Genomic DNA, 17,057 nt, shown 5'->3' with positions numbered 1-17,057 from the left:
CCTTCGCGGGAGGCCGGCTCTTCGCTTTTGCGGGCCGCGGACCGCGGACCTCAGGGCTTGGGCAGCTCGGCGTTCAGCTCGATGAAGTGCCGGCCGATGTTGATGCTGTCGAAGTCCGCCGTCACCGAGTTGGCGTACTGGCCGGTGTCCCGGATCCGCACCTGCATTGGACGCGGCGACTTCCCGGCCTGCACGTAGCGCGCGGACACCGTGTAGCGGCCCACCGGCACGTCCGTCACCGAGTCCCCGTCCGCCGTGCGCACCAGCTTCTGGGTAATGGTCTGCCCGTCGGTGCCGTCCACCAGCTTTCCGCTGGGGGCCAGCGTCAGCTCGATGTCCTCGTTGGTGATGGGCGCGCCCGGGTCCGCCGGATCCGTGAACTGATCCACGTACACCGTCACCCGCCCACCGTAGAAGCCCAGATCATCCGGGCGCTTTCCCGTGAGCTTCCAGGTGAAGTTGCGCACCGCCCCTTCGTTTCCGGCGAAGACGTTGTCGTCGTTCGGATCCAGGTCGAAGGTGTACTCCTTCCCGTTGTACTGCCGCTTCACGACGGCGCTGGCGTGCCAGGTGCCGGTCGGACGGCTCGTGTCCACGCGGTACGTCCCGTCCGACCCCGACGTCGCCTGGACATTGGAGTCATAGAACTGGGTGTTGTCCGCGGTGATGATCGCCCCCGCGAGCGGCTGCCCCTGCGTGTCCACCACCTTGCCGGTGAGATAGCCCGTCTGCGGCGTCCCTCCCCCACCGTCGTCCTTGCCGCCGTTCTCCTTGCTGCAGCCCCCCACCACACCCATCAACCCCACCAGGCTCCAGGCCACTGCGTTTCGCGTCCAGCGCATCCGCGTCCTCCTTGGGTTTCCGCTCCGTTCCGGCGCCAGTCCCTGAAGAGCCGGTCGCCCCGACTAGGTTCTACCGGAGAACCGGGGGCGCCAGTCCCCCTTTCAAGCCAGGGGCCAGCGCCTGCTCGGATGCCTGTCCCGCAAAGCACGACTGCCGCCCGCCACCCCTGGGTGGACCGGACGGCAGCGCGGGTGACGGCACTTACAGGGGACGACTCAGCCCCACATGTCCCGGATGAGCTCCTTGCGGCGGGACATCAGCTTCTTGAAGAAGTTGTCGTCGCGCATCTTCTCGAAGCCGGCATTGGTCTCGTTCTTGGAGGCGCTCTCCTCCGCCTTCGCCTTGATCTCCTCGGGCGTGGCGTTGGGGTTCTCCTTCATGAAGGTCTCCATCTCCTCGGCGACCTTCTCCTTCACCTTGTCGATGCGGCCCTCGCCCAGGTAGCTCGTCTTGCCCTCGTCCTCCTTCATGCGGGCAACGGACGCGTTGATGGCGTCCTGGACGGCCTGCTGCTTCTGGGCTTCCGTGTTGGTCGACTGCTTGCGCTGCGCGCCGCTGCCCGCGCCGACACCATTCACTCCACCAGCCATGGGGGAACTCCGTAGGAAGGAAGTTGAATCTTGTGGGGATTATCCGCCGACGGGGCGAGAAGTTGCGTCTCCGGAACAGGGGGCAGCCCGAGAAAGGGAGCCCCCCGTCGAGGAAGTCCTGCTAGCCCTTGAGCTTGCCCAGGGCCGGGTTCTTCATCCACGCCTTGAAGGACTCCAGGTCCTTCTGCACTTCCTGCGCGTCCGCGGGCTTGGCGGCGGGGGTGGCGGCAACCGAGGGCGGCGGCGGCACGTCGCCGGTGAGGACGGCGCGCTTCTTCGCGGCGCTGGAGCTCTCGAAGGCGTCCTTCACCTTGGCCTGGCCCGGAGCGGCGGCGGCGGCAGGAGCCGTGGCGGCCGGCGCGGCGGCGGCGGCGGGCGCGGGATCAAAGCCGCGCGACGAGATGTACTCCTGCATCCACTCGACGGCGTTGATGAGCACGGCGGGCATGTCCGCCGCCAGCTTGGGGTTCTTCTCCGCCTCCTTGAGGTGACGGTTGAAGGCCGTCTTCACGTCCTCGTAGAGGTTCATGTTCAGCTGCGCGCCATCCTTCGTGTTCGCGAGCAGCTCGGACATCTTCCGGAGCACCGCCTGCAGGGTCCCCGTCGCGGACTTCGCGGCCGCGTCCAGACCCGAGATGAGGCCGTCGCGCTTCTTGGTCACCTCTTCAGGCGCCGCCGGCGGCATCGTGGCGGGGACTCGCGGATCAGGGTTCGGGGTCGTCATTGCGCTGTCCTTTGGGTAGGAGAGAAATGGATGACATGAAACACCCTAGCAGAAGATCCAGGGTGCCCAAAAACACCTGAAGCCCCTCAAGCCCCGGAATCCCGAGCCGTGGAGCGCGCCTGCTAACGGCGGGTGAGCGCGTTGACCATGGCTCCGGCCTTGCGCACCACCGGATCATCCACCGGCGTCATCGCCGCGGCGCGGCGGAGGTCCTCCAGCGCCTGCGGCTTCTGGCCCATGGCCAGCTTCACCTCGGCGCGGCCCACGTAGACGGCCGGGTCCTGCGGGGCCAGCTTCGCGGCCACGTCGAAGGCGGCGAGCGCCCCCTGCCCGTTGCCCGCGGCCATCTCCACCACGCCCAGCGCCTTGGCGAAGTACACGTCCGTGGGGTTGACGGCGTAGAGCCCCTGGAAGAGCGTGCGCGCCTCCGCCACCCGGCCCTGGTAGAAGAAGAAGTAGGCCGTCTTGGCGATGGCGTAGAGCTCGTCGTTGGAATAGCCGCGCACCTCGCGGAGCGTGGCCTTGCCTTCCGCCCAGCGCTGCAGGAGCGCGGTGAGCTTCGCCTCGTCCTGCGGGTCTTCGGGGTCCAGCGCCGCCATGGGTCAGTAGCCCTCGTCCTTCTGCTCTTCCCACATGCGGCGGATGATCTCCTGCGACTCCGCGCTCACCTGGTCCACCAGGCCCAGCATGGCGGACTCGCGCTGCAGCAGGGCCTTGAGGCGCTCCAGGCGCTCCGGCGGCGCGTTCACCTTGGCCAGCCCGCGCTCCAGCATGCGGCGCTGCCCGTCATCCCCACGGCCCGCGACGCTGGCCAGGTGCGGCCGGTCACTGAAGCCCTCCAGGTCCGCGTCGTGACCGCCCGGGTGCGGCGGCAGCGGCAGCCGGAGCTCCTCCGAGGAGTGCGCCGGCCCGATGAAATCAAGGAGCGCCGCCGACGGCATCGACGGGTTCTTGATGTTGCCGGCCTTGCGCGCCTTCTTCGCCCGCTCGAGCTGGGCGGGATCCACCAGCCGCTCGCGGACACTCCGGGGGCCGCCCCAGGGCCAAAGCGCGGTGCTGGGGGGCTGATTGTTGATTCTGGCCATGGTGGGCCGACTTCAATACAGGAGGGGGGCCCGCGTCCAGCCCCCTTCAGCGCCCGCCCGCCTGCTGCTCGCGCTGGAGCGCGTAGACGAAGTTCAAGACCTCCGCCACCGCGTCGTAGAGCTCCTCGGGGACCTCCTGGCCCACGTCCACCCGGTACAGGGCGTGCGCCAGGGAGACGTTGCGCATCACCGGGATGCCGTACTGCTTGGCGATCTCCCGGATCTTCTCCGCCTTGAGGCGCATCCCCTTGGCCACCACGCGCGGGGCGCCGTCCGCCTTGTTGTCGTACTTGATGGCGATGGCGATGTCCGCCTCTTGGTCGCTGGCCATGGCCTTCTCCTCAGGCGCGCGCAGGCGGCGCCGCGTTCTGCTGCTGCTTCAGCCCGTAGACGAAGTTGAGGACCTCGGCGACGGCGTCGTAGAGCTCCTCGGGGACCTCCTCGCCCACCTCCACGCGCAACAACGCGTGCGCCAGCGGCACGTTGCGCAGCAGGGGCACGTCGGCCTCCCTCGCCAGCGCCTTGATGCGCTCCGCCTTGGCGTCCATGCCCTTCACCAGCACGCGGGGGGCCCCGTCCTTGTTCTGGTCGTACATCAACGCGACGGCCACGTGGTCCGGGTTGGTGACGATGACGCTCGCGTCCTTCACCGCCTCCATCTGGGCTCCCTCCATGATTTCGTGGTGGAGTTCCTTGCGCTTGGCCTTGTGGTGCGGGTCGCCTTCGCTCTGCTTGTACTCCTTCTTGACCTCCTCCTTCGTCATCATCATGTCCTTCATGTACGACTTGCGCTGCCACCACACGTCGAACACGCCGAAGATGACGAAGAGCAGGATGATGCGCGCGCCCACCCGGTAGATGATCTCCCCCAGGATGGCCATGATGCCGTGCGTGTCCTGCCGCACCGTTTCGATGACCAGGGGCATGGAGTCGCGCACCACGCCGTAGACGACGTACGCGGCGACGGAAATCTTGATGAGGTTCTTGAGCAGTTCGACGAAGGCCTTCTTCGTGAACATGTTCTTCAAGCCCGAGATGGGGTTGAGCTTGTCGAACTTGGGCATGATCGGGTCCATGGTGAACAGCGACCCGACCTGCAGGAACTCCATCAGCCCGCCCATGGCCGCGGCCCCCGCCGCCACCGGGAGCGTGAGGACGGCCAGCGTCTTCAGCGCCATGTAGAGGATCTGCGACATCGCCAGGTCCAGGCGGTCCGGATGGGCGATGACGTCGAAGGTGAAGAGGAAGAGCGCGGAGACCTCCGACTCCACCGTGCTCCAGGTCCCCCGGGCGATGCCCAGGCCGGCCACGAGCACGGCGACGCCCGTCAGGTCCTTGCTCTTCCAGACCTGCCCCTTCTTGCGGGAATCGTCGAGCTTCTTCTGCGACGGTTCCTCTGTTTTGTCGCCACTCTCGTCCGACATGGTGCGGTCCCGGGAGCCCTCAACCCAGCAGCTGGATGGCCTGCCGCACCATGCGGAGCATGGCGCCCATTTCGCCCTGCATGCGGCCGATGATGACGTGGATGGAGACGAAGATGATGAGCACGCTCATCAGCGGTTTGAGCGACATCGCGATGAAGAAGACCTGGATCTGCGGGGCCACGCGGTTGATGGCGCCCATGGCCAGGTCGGTGGCGAAGGCGGCCACCATGCCGGGCCCCGCCAGCGCCAGGCTGATCTTCAGCAGGTCCGCGAAGGAGCGGATCATCAGGTCGAAGAAGGGCCACACGCCCCGGCTGAAGTGCGGGAAGCCCTCCAGCGGCACCACCGCCAGGCTCTCCGCGAGCGCCCGGATGATGACGTGGTGGCCGTCCAGCGACAGGAACAGCACCACGCACAGCTGCACCTTGAGGCTGGAGAAGAGCGACACCTGCTGCCCCAGCTGCGGCACGTAGAGCTGGGCGTTGTTGCTGCCCGCCATCGTGTCCATCAGGTTGCCCGCGACCCGGGCCGCGTCGAAGACGATGTTGACGATGTACGACAGCGACAACCCGATGAAGATCTCCTTGAGCAGCAGCCCGATGTACGGGAGCGCGCTCAGGGGAATCTTGTCCATCCGGTCCGCGACGGACGGGAACAGCACCACGGACACCATCAGGCCCAGGCCCAGCTTCATCTCCGAGGGAACGACCTCGCCGCCCAGGAAGGGGCTGAAGATGAGGATGGGCATCACGCGGCACATGATGAGTGCCACCGTGAAGATGGTGACCGACAGGTTCACCCGAGCGCCCAGCTCGGCCATGGCTTCGCCGATGTTCATCTGCCGATGAGCGCCGGGAAGCGGTCGAAGACGTGGAAGGTGAAGCGCAACAACTGTCCGCCAATCCAGGGGCCCGTCATGGCCAGCACGCCGAAGACGAGGACGACCTTGGGCGCGAACGTGAGCGTCTGCTCCTGGATCTGGGTCGTGGCCTGGAACAGGGCGATGATGAAGCCCACCAGGAGGCTCATGAGCACCGGCGGCGCGGAGACCACGAGCACCAGGAACAGCGCCTCCTGGGTGATGAACGTGAGCTGATTCATGGGAGTACGGGGCTCCTTACAGGTAGCCGATGACCAGGCCCTTGGCGATGAGGTACCAGCCGTCCACGAGCACGAACAACAGCAGCTTGAAGGGCATGGAGATGGTCGTGGGCGACAGCATGTGCATGCCCAGCGCCAGCAGGATGTTGGCGACCACCATGTCGATGACGATGAAGGGCACGAACAGGAGGAAGCCAATCTGGAAGGCCTCCTTCAGCTCGGACACGACGAAGGCCGGCACGATGACCATGAAGTCGTTCGGGCCGATGTCCTTGCGGTCCTCCTCCTTCCGCATCTTCTTCGCCAGGCTGTAGAAGAGCGTGCGGTCCTTGTTGGTGACCTTCTTCATCAGGAACTCGCGCAGCGGTTCCTTGGACTTGTCCGCGGCTCCCAGCATCGTGCCCACGGTCTCCGAGGAGAACACCGACGTTCCCCGGGACCAGATGTCGATGCCGCCCGCCCGGTACATCTCCTGGCCCACGGGGGCCATGATGTAGACGGTGAGGATGATGGCCAGGCCGGTGATGACCTGGGTGGGGGGGATCTGCTGGGTGCCCAGCGCCGAGCGGACGATGGAGAGCACCACCGAGATCTTGACGAAGCTGGTCACCATCATCAGCGCGAACGGGACCAGCGACATGGCCGCGAGCGCGAGGATGAGGATGAGCGGACGGGAGGTGAACGAGTCGGTGTTCACCGCCTCCTTCACCAGTTCATCCGGCAGCCCGTCCCCGCCCTTCTTCGCCGCGGACGCGACGAAGGGGTGCAGCGACACGAGGGCCGCGAAGAGCCATGGCGGGGCGCGGAACAGCAGCGGACGGGCGGCGGGAGACGAACGGTTCACGGGACGGCCTTCAGACGCCCGGCGGCGGCGTGGTGCCACCGGTCCGGCGGGAGAGGAGCTTCTGGAGGAAAGGACTCAGGGACACCGGCGAAGACGGCGGACGCGCGGAGCGGATGCGCTCCACGGCGTCGCGGTCCAGCTTCGAAACCAGTTGCACGCCACCCTCGCCGCCACCCACCAGCAGGTACTCGTCCGCGGCCTTCAGGACGAAGAGCGTGCGCCGTTGATCCAACGGGATGCGCTCCATCACCGACACGACCGACGCCTTGCCCACGGGCACGCCCTGCAGCCCCATCAACCTGCGCAGGCCCACGTTGAGCGTGAGATAGATGGCCGCGAGCACCGCGCCCAACAGCGCCACCGTGCGCACCACCACCCAGCCCAGACTCTCCTGCGCCGCGTCGGCTTCCGGCTCGATGCCCAGCTCGCGGTCCAGCTCATCCGCGTGGCGCTTCGCGCGGGCCGCGCCATCACCGGTGGCGGGGGCCAGCGCGGGAGCCGAGGGAGCCGCGGGCTTCACGGCCTGGGGCTCGGCGGCCTCCGGGGCCGGCGCCGCGACGGTGGCATCCGGCGTGGAGGCCACGGGCGCCTGCGCCAGGACGGCGGGCGACGCGAGGAGGAGCGCTGCGCCGAGCAGCAGGCGCGAGGAGGAAAGACCGAGGACCGCCATGGATGCGCGCGAGCCTAGTGCACCCGAGTCAGAACCGCCACGGGCCCGGGCACGAGCACGCCCCCCTGCCCGCCTGCCCTGTGACGCACGGGCACACGCGCTTCAGCTCAGGTGGATGATGCGAACGCCGAGCTGTCCCTCCAGCTCCACGAGCTCGCCCCGGGCCACGACCTTGCCATTCACCGACAGGTCCACGGGCTCCCCCGCCCCACGGCGCAGGTCGATGACCTGGCCTGTGCGCAAGCCCACCACCTGTTCGGCCGTGATGGGCACGCGCGCCAGCTCCACCGCCACCTGCAGGGGCAGGTCGCTGAGCAGATCGCTTCCGTCCCGGTTGTTGTCGTCCAATGCCGCCCCTTCGAGTTCCGGAGGAACGCCCAGCTCCGGGTTGGTGAAGTCCTCGTTCTCTTCCGGCCCGCCGGACTCCCCACCCTGGGGGTTGCCCGGCTCCCCGGGGACGATGTCCGTGATGCGCGCGCGGTAGCGGTCGTTCTCCAGGAACACGTCCACCGCGAAGTGGCCGGTGCGGCCCAGCCCCAGCCGCAGCTGCGCCGTGCCGTCCTCGCCCTTGTCCGGCCGTGCCGACAGCATGTCCAGCAGCAGCACGTCCTTGACGCGCAACGACGCCAGGTCCTGGGCGGACAGCTCCGCCACGCCAATCTCCGCGCGCAGCCAGTCGCGCAGCGCGGACAGGCGCCGCCCGTTGGCCTTCATGTCCTGCCGGCGATGGTCGCGCCGCTGGGCGCTCTCCACCGCGGGCTCGGCCGCCTCCAGCACCGCCGACGGCACCACCAGCCGCACGATGCCGCGGTGCGGGCCCAGCACCGCGTTCAGGTGCACGGCCAGCATCGGGCCGTCCTCGCCCAGGCGCGCGGAGACCTCGTCCACGCCGCGCGCCACGCCATCCAGCCGCGGCCGGGGGACGCCGGGCTGCAGCCCGGGCACCAGCTCCTTCAGGGCCTCCAGGACGACGTAGCCCATCACGCCCTCCTCGATGTCCGTCAGCGGCCGCAGGCCCACCGTCTCACCGGCGCCGCCCAGCAGCAGGTCCACCGCCGAGTGCGCCAGCGACAGCTCGATTTCGAGGATGGCGCGGCCCTTGAGCGCGCCGGGGGCCAGCACCGCGAGGAAGGACGGGTCGCCCAGGAAGCGGCGCAGCTCCGTCATGGGGCGCGCCTGGGCGGACTCCACCGACAGGCGCACGTCCACGTCGAAGAGGGCCTTGAGGCGCGCGCAGACGGTCTCCAGCGTGCCCGCGTTGGGCGTGAGCCAGCGCAGCCGCTCCGCCAGCTGGCTCTGTGAGCGGGACACCTTCTCCAGGTGCGGGAAGGCGAACGGCCGCCACGGCATGACCGGGGCGGCGGCCGGCGCCTGCGCGGGCTTCGGGGGCGGTCCCAGCTTCCGGGTGTCGACCAACATGGTGCGCTCGAAGACTCCGGGCTCGTCGTCCGGCTCCAGGCTCATGTCTTCGCCTCGAACCTCAGATTTTCAAGCGCCAGCCCCCGGCCACCCAGGGCGCTGCGCAGGCCTTCGCTCTGCTCTTCGAGCATCTTCAGCGTGTCGCGGTCGTTGCCGCTGAAGACGGCGGAGATCTTCCCGTTCTTCGCGCTGACCTTGATGGACAGGCCGTTGAGCACGTCACCGCGCAGGTCGATCTGGAACTCCGCGTTGCCCGCGGCGTTGGTGCCCACGCGCACGCGCTCGACGATCTTCTGGGCGATCTCGTTCGCCATGGCGCGCAGCCGCTCGGAGCCCGCGGTGTCCTTGGGCTTGGCCACGGGCACCGGCGCCATCAGCGCGGGGTTGAAGCGGAAGCCCGCCGCGGCGGCCATCTGCCCGCCCTTGTCGTCCTTCTCCTTGCCGGCCCCGCCGCCCGCGCCCTTGCCGCCACCGGCGTTGACGTCGATCTTCAGCTCGCCCTTCTCCTGGCTCAGCCGGCCGGCCTGTCCCTCGGCCTTGGACATGTCGCTCTCGCGCACGTCCGTGGAGCGCTTCTCCTCCACGACCTCGGACTTGCGGGCCTCGCCGCCCCGGGACATCTGCTGCGTCTCGGTGTTGCGCTGGGACTGCTGGGCGCCCTGGGTGGACTCACCGGGCTTGGCGAAGGGGGTGGCGGTCTCCTTCTGGGCCAGCTTCTCGTCGAAGGTCTTGCCCTGTCCCTGCTGCGCGAGGCGCGCCAGCACCTGCTTGCCCAGGGGCTGCTTCTGCTCCTGCAGCTGCTTGGGCTGGGCCTGCTCGGCCTGGCCCTGCTGGACCAGCTTGGAGAAGACGGAGTCGCCCTGCAGGCGCTTCTGGGTCTTCGCCTCCGCGAGCTTGCGCTCCTGGATCATCCGCTCCGCCAAGCGCGCGGCATCGCGATCGTCATCAACTCGGCTCATGGCGTCTCTCCAGGCTCAACGGAAGGCGGCGGGAGGTTACTTGCGCTGGCGGGCCAGGAACAAGGCGCTGCCGATCTCCTCCTGCTGCAGCTCCTCCCGGTCCTGGCGTTCCTTCTTGACCTGCTTGACGAACTTCTCCTTGTTCTTCTCGATGGCCTTGAGCTCCTTGGCGGCCTCGGCCATCAGCATGCGGCGCTGCTCCACCAGGCGGCCGGCCGTCCGGACGACCTCCTTCTGGTGCTCGATCTGGAGGGCGACCTGGGCTTCGTCGTCCTTCAGACGCTCCTCGAAGCGGCCCATCATGTTCATGCCGTTGATGCCGGCGCCCTTGGCCATGATCTGCTGGAAGTACTCGGCGACCTTGGCCTTGCGCTCCTTGCGGCGGCGCTCCAGCTCCGCCTCCAGGCGCTGCTGTTCCTGCTCTTCCTTCGCCAGCGCCTTGACGGCGTCGGAGAAAGCCTGCTCGGCCTCCTCCTTCGCCTTCTCACGCATGTCCAGCAACGACTGCAACCGGTACGGGGGCATGGTGGGGGCATCCTACCCAAAAACCGTCCGGTCCGTATGTGTGCCGGGGGGCGGCCCGGGTCAGTCGGCGAACAGGTTGATGAGCTGCTCCACGGTCTCCTCGTAGGGAGAGTTGGAGTGGGTGTCCTGCTTGAGGAAGTCGATGATGGCGTCGTACTTCTCGATGGCGTAGTCGGTCCGGGGGTCCGCGCCGGCCTGGTAGGCGCCCAGCAGGATGAGGTCGCGCTGCTTCTCGTAGGTGGCGAGCGTCTCACGCAGCTTGCCCGCGGCCTTCTTGTGCTCCTTGGTGACGATGCCGCTCATCACACGGCTGAGGCTCTGGAGCACGTCCATGGCGGGCCACTGGTTTCGCGCGCCCAGCTCACGGTTGAGGATGAAGTGGCCGTCGAGAATACCTCGGACCTCGTCGGCGATGGGGTCTTCCATGTCACCGCCGGCCACGAGGCAGGTGTAGATGGCGGTGCACTTGCCCTTCGCCGAGTTGCCCGTGCGCTCCAGGATGCGCGGCAGCATGGAGAAGACGCTCGGCGGGTAGCCCTGACGCGCCGGGGGCTCGCCGATGGCGAGGCCGATGTCGCGCTGGGAGCGCGCCAGACGCGTCACCGTGTCGAGCATGAACAGCACGTTGCCGCCGCGCTCACGGAAGTACTCCGCGATGGCCGTGGCGACGTACGCGGCGCGCAGACGCACGAGGGCGGGCTGGTCGGACGTGGCGCACACCAGCACGGCGCGCTTCATGCCCTCCTCGCCCATGGCGTCCTCGATGAACTCGCGAACCTCACGACCACGCTCACCGATGAGCGCCACGACGCTCAGGTCCGCTTGCGTGTTGCGGGCAATCTGGCCCATCAGCGTGGACTTGCCGACGCCGGAGCCCGCGAAGAGGCCCACGCGCTGGCCCTCGCCCACGGTGAGCAGCCCGTCGATGCAGCGGACGCCCAGGGGCAGCGGCCGCTCGATGCGCTGGCGGGTGAAGGGGTCCGGGCAGTCGCGGTCCACGGGCCAGTCGACCAGGTTCTCCCCCTCCAGGGGCATGCCGTCCATGGGCTCGCCGATGCCGTTGAGCACGCGGCCCAGGAGCCCGTCGCCGCACTTGATGGTGAGCGGACGCCCCGTGGGGATGCACTCGCTGTCCGGACCGATGCCGTACAGCTCGCCCAGGGGCATGAGCATCACCTCGTCGCCCACGAAGCCCACGACCTCCGACTTCATCAGGCCGCGCTGGCGGTTCTTGACGTACACCAGCTCGCCGATGCGCACGTTGGGCACGCTCGCCTTGATGACGAGGCCCGTCAGCTCCGTGACGCGGCCGCGCACCCGGACGAGGGACGCTTCCTTGATGAGTTCGTAGTAGCGCGAAAGGTCGATGGCCATGGCGGATCCGGAAGGCTCAGGGAGGGCCGGGCTTGCGCGCGGTGTCCGGCTGCAGGAGGTTCTGGAGCATCTCCAGCTGCGTGGGCAGCTGCGCGTCCACGGTGCCGTACTCCGTCTGCACGATGCAGCCGACGGGAGCGACCTCCGGGTCCTCCTTGATGGCCAGGTCCACCGTGCGGCCGATGAGCTCCATCAGCACCGGGCGCTTGGCGCGCAGCACCGCGGCCGTCTTCGGGTGCACGCGGAGCACCATGGCGCGCGCGTTGCGCAGGTTGTCGATGGCCGCGGCGCACATGTCCACGAGCAGCTCCGGCTCGCGCTCCAGGTCGCGGCCGAGGATTTTCTCCGCCATCTTCAGCGCCAGCGCGATGATGTCCTGCTCCTGGGACTGGAGCATCTCGCCGGCCTGCATCTTCGCGCGCAGGAGCAGCTCCGTGGCCTGGGCGATGCCTTCCTGGCGGCCCAGGTCCTTGGCCTTGGCGAAGAGCTCCTCCTTCTCGCGCTGGGCCTCGGCGAGGATGCGCTCACGCTCGCGCTGGGCCTCCTCGATGATGCCCTGGGCGCCCTGGCGCGCCTCGAAGACCTCGGCGTTCATCACGCCCGCGCGCGGCGGACGCAGCGCCGGTCGCTCGGACGAGGCGACGACCACCGACTCCGCCAACCCGTCCCCCTTGATTACCTTGCCGATCGCCATGGGCCACTCCTTGGAGACCGGATGCTAGCGCGTTCCGCCGCGCGGTCCACGCCCTCCCGGACCGCCCGCGTCATCCGGGCCCGGCCGGTCGCTGGGAGGGGGGCGCCTGCGGCCCACCTGGGTTCCCTCCGAGGACCGGGACGAGGACGCCTGGCTGGAGAGCACGCGCGGGGGACGCTCCGGAGCATCCCCCCCTTCGGGACGCACCGCGGGGCGGGCGCCGGTGCGCGAGCGCAGCACCCGGGCCCCGTCGGCGGACTCCCCGGCGGGTTCCGGGCGCCGGGGAGCGCGCTCCTCCGCGTCGGCAGGGGGCCGCGAGGGGCGCTCGACCCGGACGGAGCGGCCCTCGGGCGAGTCCGGCTCCGGGGGGCGTGACGCACCGCGTGCCCCCAGCCGCGAGGGCGGCGGGCCAATGCGGGCGCCTTCCGGATCCGGCCGCGCGGGGCGTGAGGGACGGGGGGCGTCTGGATCACGGCGGCTGGGAACGGCCCCGGTCGACGCGCGGGGCGCGGGCCCCACGGACGAGCCCCGCTCCACGGGCATCCGGCGGATCTGCGAGCCTCCCGCCTCCCCTTCCGGCGCCGCCATGGACGGGCGGGGCGCGGGGCCGCGATCCACGGGCATCCGGCGGATCTGCGAGCCTCCCGCCTCTCCTTCCGGCGGCGCCATGGACGGGCGGGGCGCGGGGCCGCGCTCGCGCTCCACCGGCATCCGGCGCATCCGAGAACCGTTCGCGTCCCCTTCCGGCGAGGCCGCGGACGCACGGGGGGCGGGCCCCACGGACGAGCCCCGCTCCTCTCCCGGCGGCGGGCGAGGACGTCCGCCAGGGGCCGCGGCGCCCGGGCCCCCGTCACGGCTGGAGGCCGCACCGGCGCGACGGGCGGCGCGCTCCGCCATGAAGTCGCGCTTCGCGGCATCTCCCGCGGCGTCGTCGGCCGCGGCGCCTCCCCGCATCGGCCTGGGAGGCCGGAGCGCGGGCGCACGCGACGGATCCGCGGAAGCGGCGCGCTGCCCCTCGCGCGGAGCCGGGGCCGCCGCGGTGGGGGGCCGGGCTCCCGCCGCCGGGGCGGGCTTGCGCGCGCCCGGAGGTGGAGGCAGCACGGCGGAGGGGCGCGGCGGCGGCGCCGTCAGGCGGACGGGCCGCTCGATGAGGCCGCGCACGGCCAGCCGCTCCAGGTCCATGACGATGTCGGTGCGGCCACCATCGCCCCGGGCCGTCGGCCTCGAGCGCTCCTCGCGCACCCACTTCGCCAGCAGGTGGCCGAACTCGCCACGGTGCTTCTCCAGCATGCGCGCGGCGAACTCCGGGGATTGCGCCACGCACGCGCGCGACAGCCGCTGCACGCCCGCGCTGCGGATGGCGCCGGCCAGCCGGGTGAAGCCCTCGTGCAGGTTGATCTGCGCGCGCGCGTCCTCTTCCGGGAGCTTGCGCGGCGCATTGGCCGCCACGGACTTGCTCGCGAGCTGGAGCAGGTCCGGAGGCAGCGACTCCATGAGGCCGTTCAGTTCCTCCTCGGGGAGCCCCGCCAGCGCCGGGCCCAGCACGCGCGCGCCCAGGCGATCACTCACCGTGAGCAGCTCGCGCGTCTGGAGGTTGAGCACGTCCGCGAACTTGAAGCCCGCGGACTGGCCGGCGACCTCGCGCGCCAGCGCCTCCTCCAGCTTCCAGCGGATGATGTCCAGGACCTGGGGCCGCACCTCGCGGGTGAGCTTCACGCGCGAGGGCGGCAGGTGGCCGCGCACGGCCTCCGCCATGTTGCCGGGCAGGGCGCGCAGGGTGAGCTCCACCAGGGCCCCGCGCTCGCGCTGGAGCAGCGCCGCCAGCCGCTCCGGATCCGCGGTCCACAGCTGGCCGCGGCGGTCCTTCATCAGGCGCTTGAGCTCCTGCACCACCGCGGGCAGGCGCTTCTCACGCGGAATCTGGAGGATCTCCTGCGCGCGGTGGCGCAAGAGCGCACTCTCCTCGTCCGGCAGGTGCTCCAGCGCCGCCGTGCTCTCCTGGCCCCCGAAGGTGACCGCGGTGAGCAGCATCATCGTCTGGCGCTTGCTGAGCGAGGTGAAGAAGGAATCCAACGGTCACCTCGCGGGCCCCCAGGTGGCCCGCTGAAGATAGAAGACGTGTCCCCGGCCTGGAGGACACGTCCCGCGGTCCGCCCCAGGAGGGCCGCGGGAAGCGACGTGCAGGACTACTCGGTGCGACCGCCGCGCGCACGGGCAGGGCGCGCCGCCGCGGCGGGAGCGCCGCCACCGGAGCCGCCGCGCATGAAGGTCCACGCGGTGACGCCCATCATCGCCAGGATGAGCGCGAACGCGCCGCCGAGGATCATCTTGAACGTGCTCGCGCTGGCGGCCGTCATGCGCACGCCGAGCACGTCCTGCAGGCGGTTGGTCTCCGTGGTCTCCGCCGTGGGGGCCATGGCCTCCGTCATCAGCACGGTGACGGCCTCCGGCTTGAGCTCCGACACGGAGCTGGCGACGAACTGCTTCACCGCGTCCGCAGTGACGGGGGGCTTGCCGCCCTCCACGGTGCGGTACTTGATGAACACGGAGGCCGACGGCATGGGCCGGCTCTCCGGCTGCGACAGGTCGTTGTTCTCCGGCACCATCACGATGGCGCGCGCTTCCAGCACGCCGTCAATCTGGTTGAGCGCGTTGGAGACCTCACCCGCCATGGCCTTGAGGAGCATGGCGCGCTCCTCCGTGGCGGTGGGCACCATGCTGCCCTTGGCGAAGTGGGACAGGCCCTTCTCCACCGGGCGCGGCAGCGAGTTGCGCTTCAGCAGCTCCGCGGCCTGCGCGGCGTCGCCCTTGGGGACGACGATGGTGAAGCGCACTTCGTTGCCGCCCTCCGCCTTCTCCTTCTTGGCGTTGATGCCGTTCTTGCTGAGCAGGACGTAGATTTCATTCGCGTCCGCCTCCGTCAGCTCGTGCTGCAGCTCGATGGAGCAGCCGGTGAGGAACAGCAGGGCGAGGAGCGGGGCGGCGAAGACGGGCGTTCGGCGAGTCATGGGCGCGCGTAGCTTAACAGGGCCCTTGCAAAACGCGGAAGGGCGCCCCCTCCCGACCCTGGGAGGGACCGCCCTTCGCATGCCGCCATGGCCCGGCGGGGTGGGGACTTCAGACCTGCGTCTTGACGACGTCCTTCAGACCGCTGGTGGCCTTCTCGACGACCTTCGAGGTGAGGTCCAGCTCCTGCGAGTACTTGTACATGGACGCCTGGAGACCGAGCAGCTCCGCGTTGGACATGTTCTTGCCGGAGGAGGCCTCCTTGATGAGCTTGTCCATGCTGACCTGGCCCTTCTCAAGGCCGGAGACGAGGTCGGAGACCATGCCGCCCGACTTGGTCGTCTTCGAGGCTTCCGCCTTCGCGTCCACGGGCTCCGCGCCCTTGGCTGTGGCGGGCTGCTGGGCCGCGCCGCTCACCTTGTTCAGGTTGGCCTTCTCCGCCTTGTTGACGGTCTCCACCTGGCGGACGGCGTCCGCCTTCTGGGTGGCCTGCGCGGCCTGGGCCTTGTTCACGTTCTGGGCGGCGTCCACCTGGCCGGCGCCCTGCGCCTTGTCAGCGAGAACTCCGTCGAACTTCGAGGCGCCCGTCTTCTGCGTCTGCTGCGCGCCCTGGTCCTGCAGCTTTTGCTGCGCTACCTGTCCCGCGGAGATGCCGCTCATCGGAGCCGCCATGTGACACCCTCCTTGCATCCGTCGAGGGGGGAGGGAGTTCCTCCTCCTCGTTCAAGAGTTCCTTGAGCCGATCAATGGCGCGCGCGTGAAGCCGCGACGCCCAGCTCTTTGACTGCCCGATCTCCGCCCCTGCCTCTTCCAGCGTGCGTCCCTGGAAGTAATAGCCCTGCAGGAGCTTGCGCTCTTTCTCCGGAAGCTTCTCGATGGCCGAGCGCACCCGGTTCTTCAACTGCTCCATCTCCAGGCGCTGATCCGCCGGGAGCGATTCATCCACGTAGCCCGCCGCCTCCGCCCCTTCCGCCCCCGCCGCGAAAACCGCCGCGAGGCCCGCCACGGCATCCGAGATGTCTCCAATATCATCGTCGAATGACGCCCCGCGGTTGCTTGCGCCCTGCTCGCGGTCCGCCAGATTTCCCAGATACGCCGTCGCGCGCTCGCCTTGATAGGCCGTGCGGGCGTCCGCGCCGCGCAAGACGCCCATCTTCCTCAGGCCGTCGAAGATGGCGCCCTTGATGCGGTAGTGGGCAAAGGTGAGGAAATTGGCACCCACCTTGGGATCGAAGCGCTCCGCGGCTTCCAGGAGGCCGATCTGCCCATAGGCCAGCAGTTCATCCAGCTCCAGCTGGGCATTGAACTGCTTGCGCACGGTGGCCGCGAGCGACCGCACGTACGGGCCGTACTTCTCCAGGATGACCTTCCTGTCTTCACCCAGAGGCAAGCGGCGCGCTCACTCGGCCTTGGACCACAGCCGCTCGAGAACCTGGTTCAGCCGGGGATCATCCTGCAGCGCCCCGGCGATGCGGCCCGTGAGGGCAGCGGACTTCATGTTCAACTTCTCCTGGAGGACTTCCGCGACCAGGGCCTTCGTCGCCTCCTCCTTGCTCTTGAAGCCCCCGTTCTTCAGCCGCTTGGCGATGGCGAGCGCCTGCGCCGCGATCGGATCCGTGGCCTGGGGGCCCTGGACGTTGCTGGAGCCTACCAGACCCGAGGGCCCGACGAGCGATTCCGTGCGGTCCACCTTGCCGCCAAAGGACGCGCCTGCGGCACCCGCCGGACCGGACGCCCCCTTCACGCCGCCCGCGCGGCCCTTCCCACCCCCACGTCCGACTCCACCGACAGCCATCGAC

The 17,057-nt window shown here is 69.5% G+C and carries 21 protein-coding genes; all 21 read right to left on the bottom strand.

The window, feature by feature from the left end:
• Nucleotides 1-50: 50 nt before the first annotated feature.
• Nucleotides 51-842 (bottom strand): carboxypeptidase-like regulatory domain-containing protein, encoded by a 792-nt coding sequence (locus tag JYK02_RS28150; RefSeq protein ID WP_207055668.1) that lies wholly within the window; start codon nt 840-842, stop codon nt 51-53.
• Between the two features lie 216 nt (nt 843-1,058).
• Nucleotides 1,059-1,433, bottom strand: a complete 375-nt coding sequence (locus tag JYK02_RS28145; protein WP_207055667.1) for a hypothetical protein — start codon at nt 1,431-1,433, stop codon at nt 1,059-1,061.
• Nucleotides 1,434-1,554: 121 nt separating this feature from the next.
• A complete protein-coding gene (locus tag JYK02_RS28140; protein ID WP_207055666.1) occupies nt 1,555-2,157 on the bottom strand; it encodes a hypothetical protein in 603 nt (200 codons plus the stop codon).
• Between the two features lie 122 nt (nt 2,158-2,279).
• Nucleotides 2,280-2,756, bottom strand: a complete 477-nt coding sequence (locus JYK02_RS28135; RefSeq protein ID WP_143899251.1) for a SycD/LcrH family type III secretion system chaperone — start codon at nt 2,754-2,756, stop codon at nt 2,280-2,282.
• A 3-nt stretch (nt 2,757-2,759) separates the two neighbouring features.
• Nucleotides 2,760-3,242 (bottom strand): hypothetical protein, encoded by a 483-nt coding sequence (locus tag JYK02_RS28130; RefSeq protein WP_207055665.1) that lies wholly within the window; start codon nt 3,240-3,242, stop codon nt 2,760-2,762.
• A gap of 46 nt (nt 3,243-3,288) precedes the next feature.
• A complete protein-coding gene (locus JYK02_RS28125) occupies nt 3,289-3,573 on the bottom strand; it encodes an EscU/YscU/HrcU family type III secretion system export apparatus switch protein (RefSeq protein ID WP_207055664.1) in 285 nt (94 codons plus the stop codon).
• 10 nt (nt 3,574-3,583) lie between these two features.
• Nucleotides 3,584-4,666, bottom strand: coding sequence for a type III secretion system export apparatus subunit SctU (gene sctU / locus JYK02_RS28120; RefSeq protein WP_207055663.1), 1,083 nt, complete (start codon nt 4,664-4,666; stop codon nt 3,584-3,586).
• A gap of 19 nt (nt 4,667-4,685) precedes the next feature.
• Nucleotides 4,686-5,504, bottom strand: a complete 819-nt coding sequence (locus JYK02_RS28115; RefSeq protein ID WP_207055662.1) for a flagellar biosynthetic protein FliR — start codon at nt 5,502-5,504, stop codon at nt 4,686-4,688.
• Entirely contained in the window at nt 5,501-5,767 is a 267-nt protein-coding gene (gene fliQ, locus JYK02_RS28110) for a flagellar biosynthesis protein FliQ (protein ID WP_171420306.1), read from the bottom strand. Before fliQ ends, JYK02_RS28115 begins: the two co-directional genes overlap by 4 nt.
• 16 nt (nt 5,768-5,783) lie before the next feature.
• The gene (gene sctR, locus JYK02_RS28105; protein WP_207055661.1) at nt 5,784-6,611 is read right to left on the bottom strand and encodes a type III secretion system export apparatus subunit SctR; all 828 of its coding nucleotides are present in this window, start codon (nt 6,609-6,611) and stop codon (nt 5,784-5,786) included.
• A gap of 10 nt (nt 6,612-6,621) precedes the next feature.
• Entirely contained in the window at nt 6,622-7,281 is a 660-nt protein-coding gene (locus JYK02_RS28100) for a flagellar biosynthetic protein FliO (protein WP_207055659.1), read from the bottom strand.
• 102 nt (nt 7,282-7,383) lie between these two features.
• The gene (gene sctQ, locus JYK02_RS28095) at nt 7,384-8,745 is read right to left on the bottom strand and encodes a type III secretion system cytoplasmic ring protein SctQ (RefSeq protein ID WP_207055658.1); all 1,362 of its coding nucleotides are present in this window, start codon (nt 8,743-8,745) and stop codon (nt 7,384-7,386) included.
• Nucleotides 8,742-9,659, bottom strand: a complete 918-nt coding sequence (locus JYK02_RS28090; RefSeq protein ID WP_207055657.1) for a flagellar hook-length control protein FliK — start codon at nt 9,657-9,659, stop codon at nt 8,742-8,744. The genes sctQ and JYK02_RS28090 overlap by 4 nt, the downstream gene beginning before the upstream one ends.
• Nucleotides 9,660-9,695: 36 nt before the next feature.
• Entirely contained in the window at nt 9,696-10,184 is a 489-nt protein-coding gene (locus tag JYK02_RS28085; RefSeq protein ID WP_171420301.1) for a flagellar assembly protein FliH, read from the bottom strand.
• Nucleotides 10,185-10,244: 60 nt separating this feature from the next.
• On the bottom strand, nt 10,245-11,558 hold the full coding sequence (gene sctN / locus JYK02_RS28080; RefSeq protein WP_207055656.1) for a type III secretion system ATPase SctN: 1,314 nt from the start codon (nt 11,556-11,558) through the stop codon (nt 10,245-10,247).
• Between the two features lie 16 nt (nt 11,559-11,574).
• A complete protein-coding gene (locus JYK02_RS28075; protein WP_207055655.1) occupies nt 11,575-12,252 on the bottom strand; it encodes a FliH/SctL family protein in 678 nt (225 codons plus the stop codon).
• Nucleotides 12,253-12,276: 24 nt separating this feature from the next.
• The gene (locus JYK02_RS28070; RefSeq protein WP_207055654.1) at nt 12,277-14,325 is read right to left on the bottom strand and encodes a hypothetical protein; all 2,049 of its coding nucleotides are present in this window, start codon (nt 14,323-14,325) and stop codon (nt 12,277-12,279) included.
• Nucleotides 14,326-14,438: 113 nt separating this feature from the next.
• The gene (locus JYK02_RS28065) at nt 14,439-15,260 is read right to left on the bottom strand and encodes a type III secretion protein (RefSeq protein ID WP_207055653.1); all 822 of its coding nucleotides are present in this window, start codon (nt 15,258-15,260) and stop codon (nt 14,439-14,441) included.
• A 109-nt stretch (nt 15,261-15,369) separates the two neighbouring features.
• Nucleotides 15,370-15,789 carry an ATP-dependent helicase HrpB gene (locus tag JYK02_RS28060; protein WP_207056305.1) on the bottom strand — a complete coding sequence of 140 codons (420 nt, stop codon included), beginning with the start codon at nt 15,787-15,789 and terminating at the stop codon, nt 15,370-15,372.
• 22 nt (nt 15,790-15,811) lie between these two features.
• Nucleotides 15,812-16,648: a sigma-70 family RNA polymerase sigma factor gene (locus tag JYK02_RS28055; RefSeq protein WP_171437397.1), complete on the bottom strand. Its 837-nt coding sequence runs from the start codon at nt 16,646-16,648 to the stop codon at nt 15,812-15,814.
• A 9-nt stretch (nt 16,649-16,657) separates the two neighbouring features.
• Entirely contained in the window at nt 16,658-17,053 is a 396-nt protein-coding gene (locus JYK02_RS28050; RefSeq protein ID WP_207055652.1) for a hypothetical protein, read from the bottom strand.
• Nucleotides 17,054-17,057 lie beyond the last annotated feature (4 nt).

It is taken from the genome of Corallococcus macrosporus (assembly GCF_017302985.1).
Taxonomy (GTDB): domain Bacteria; phylum Myxococcota; class Myxococcia; order Myxococcales; family Myxococcaceae; genus Corallococcus; species Corallococcus macrosporus_A.
Note: the sequence above shows the minus strand (reverse complement) of the source record. Positions and strands in the feature narration are given on the sequence as shown.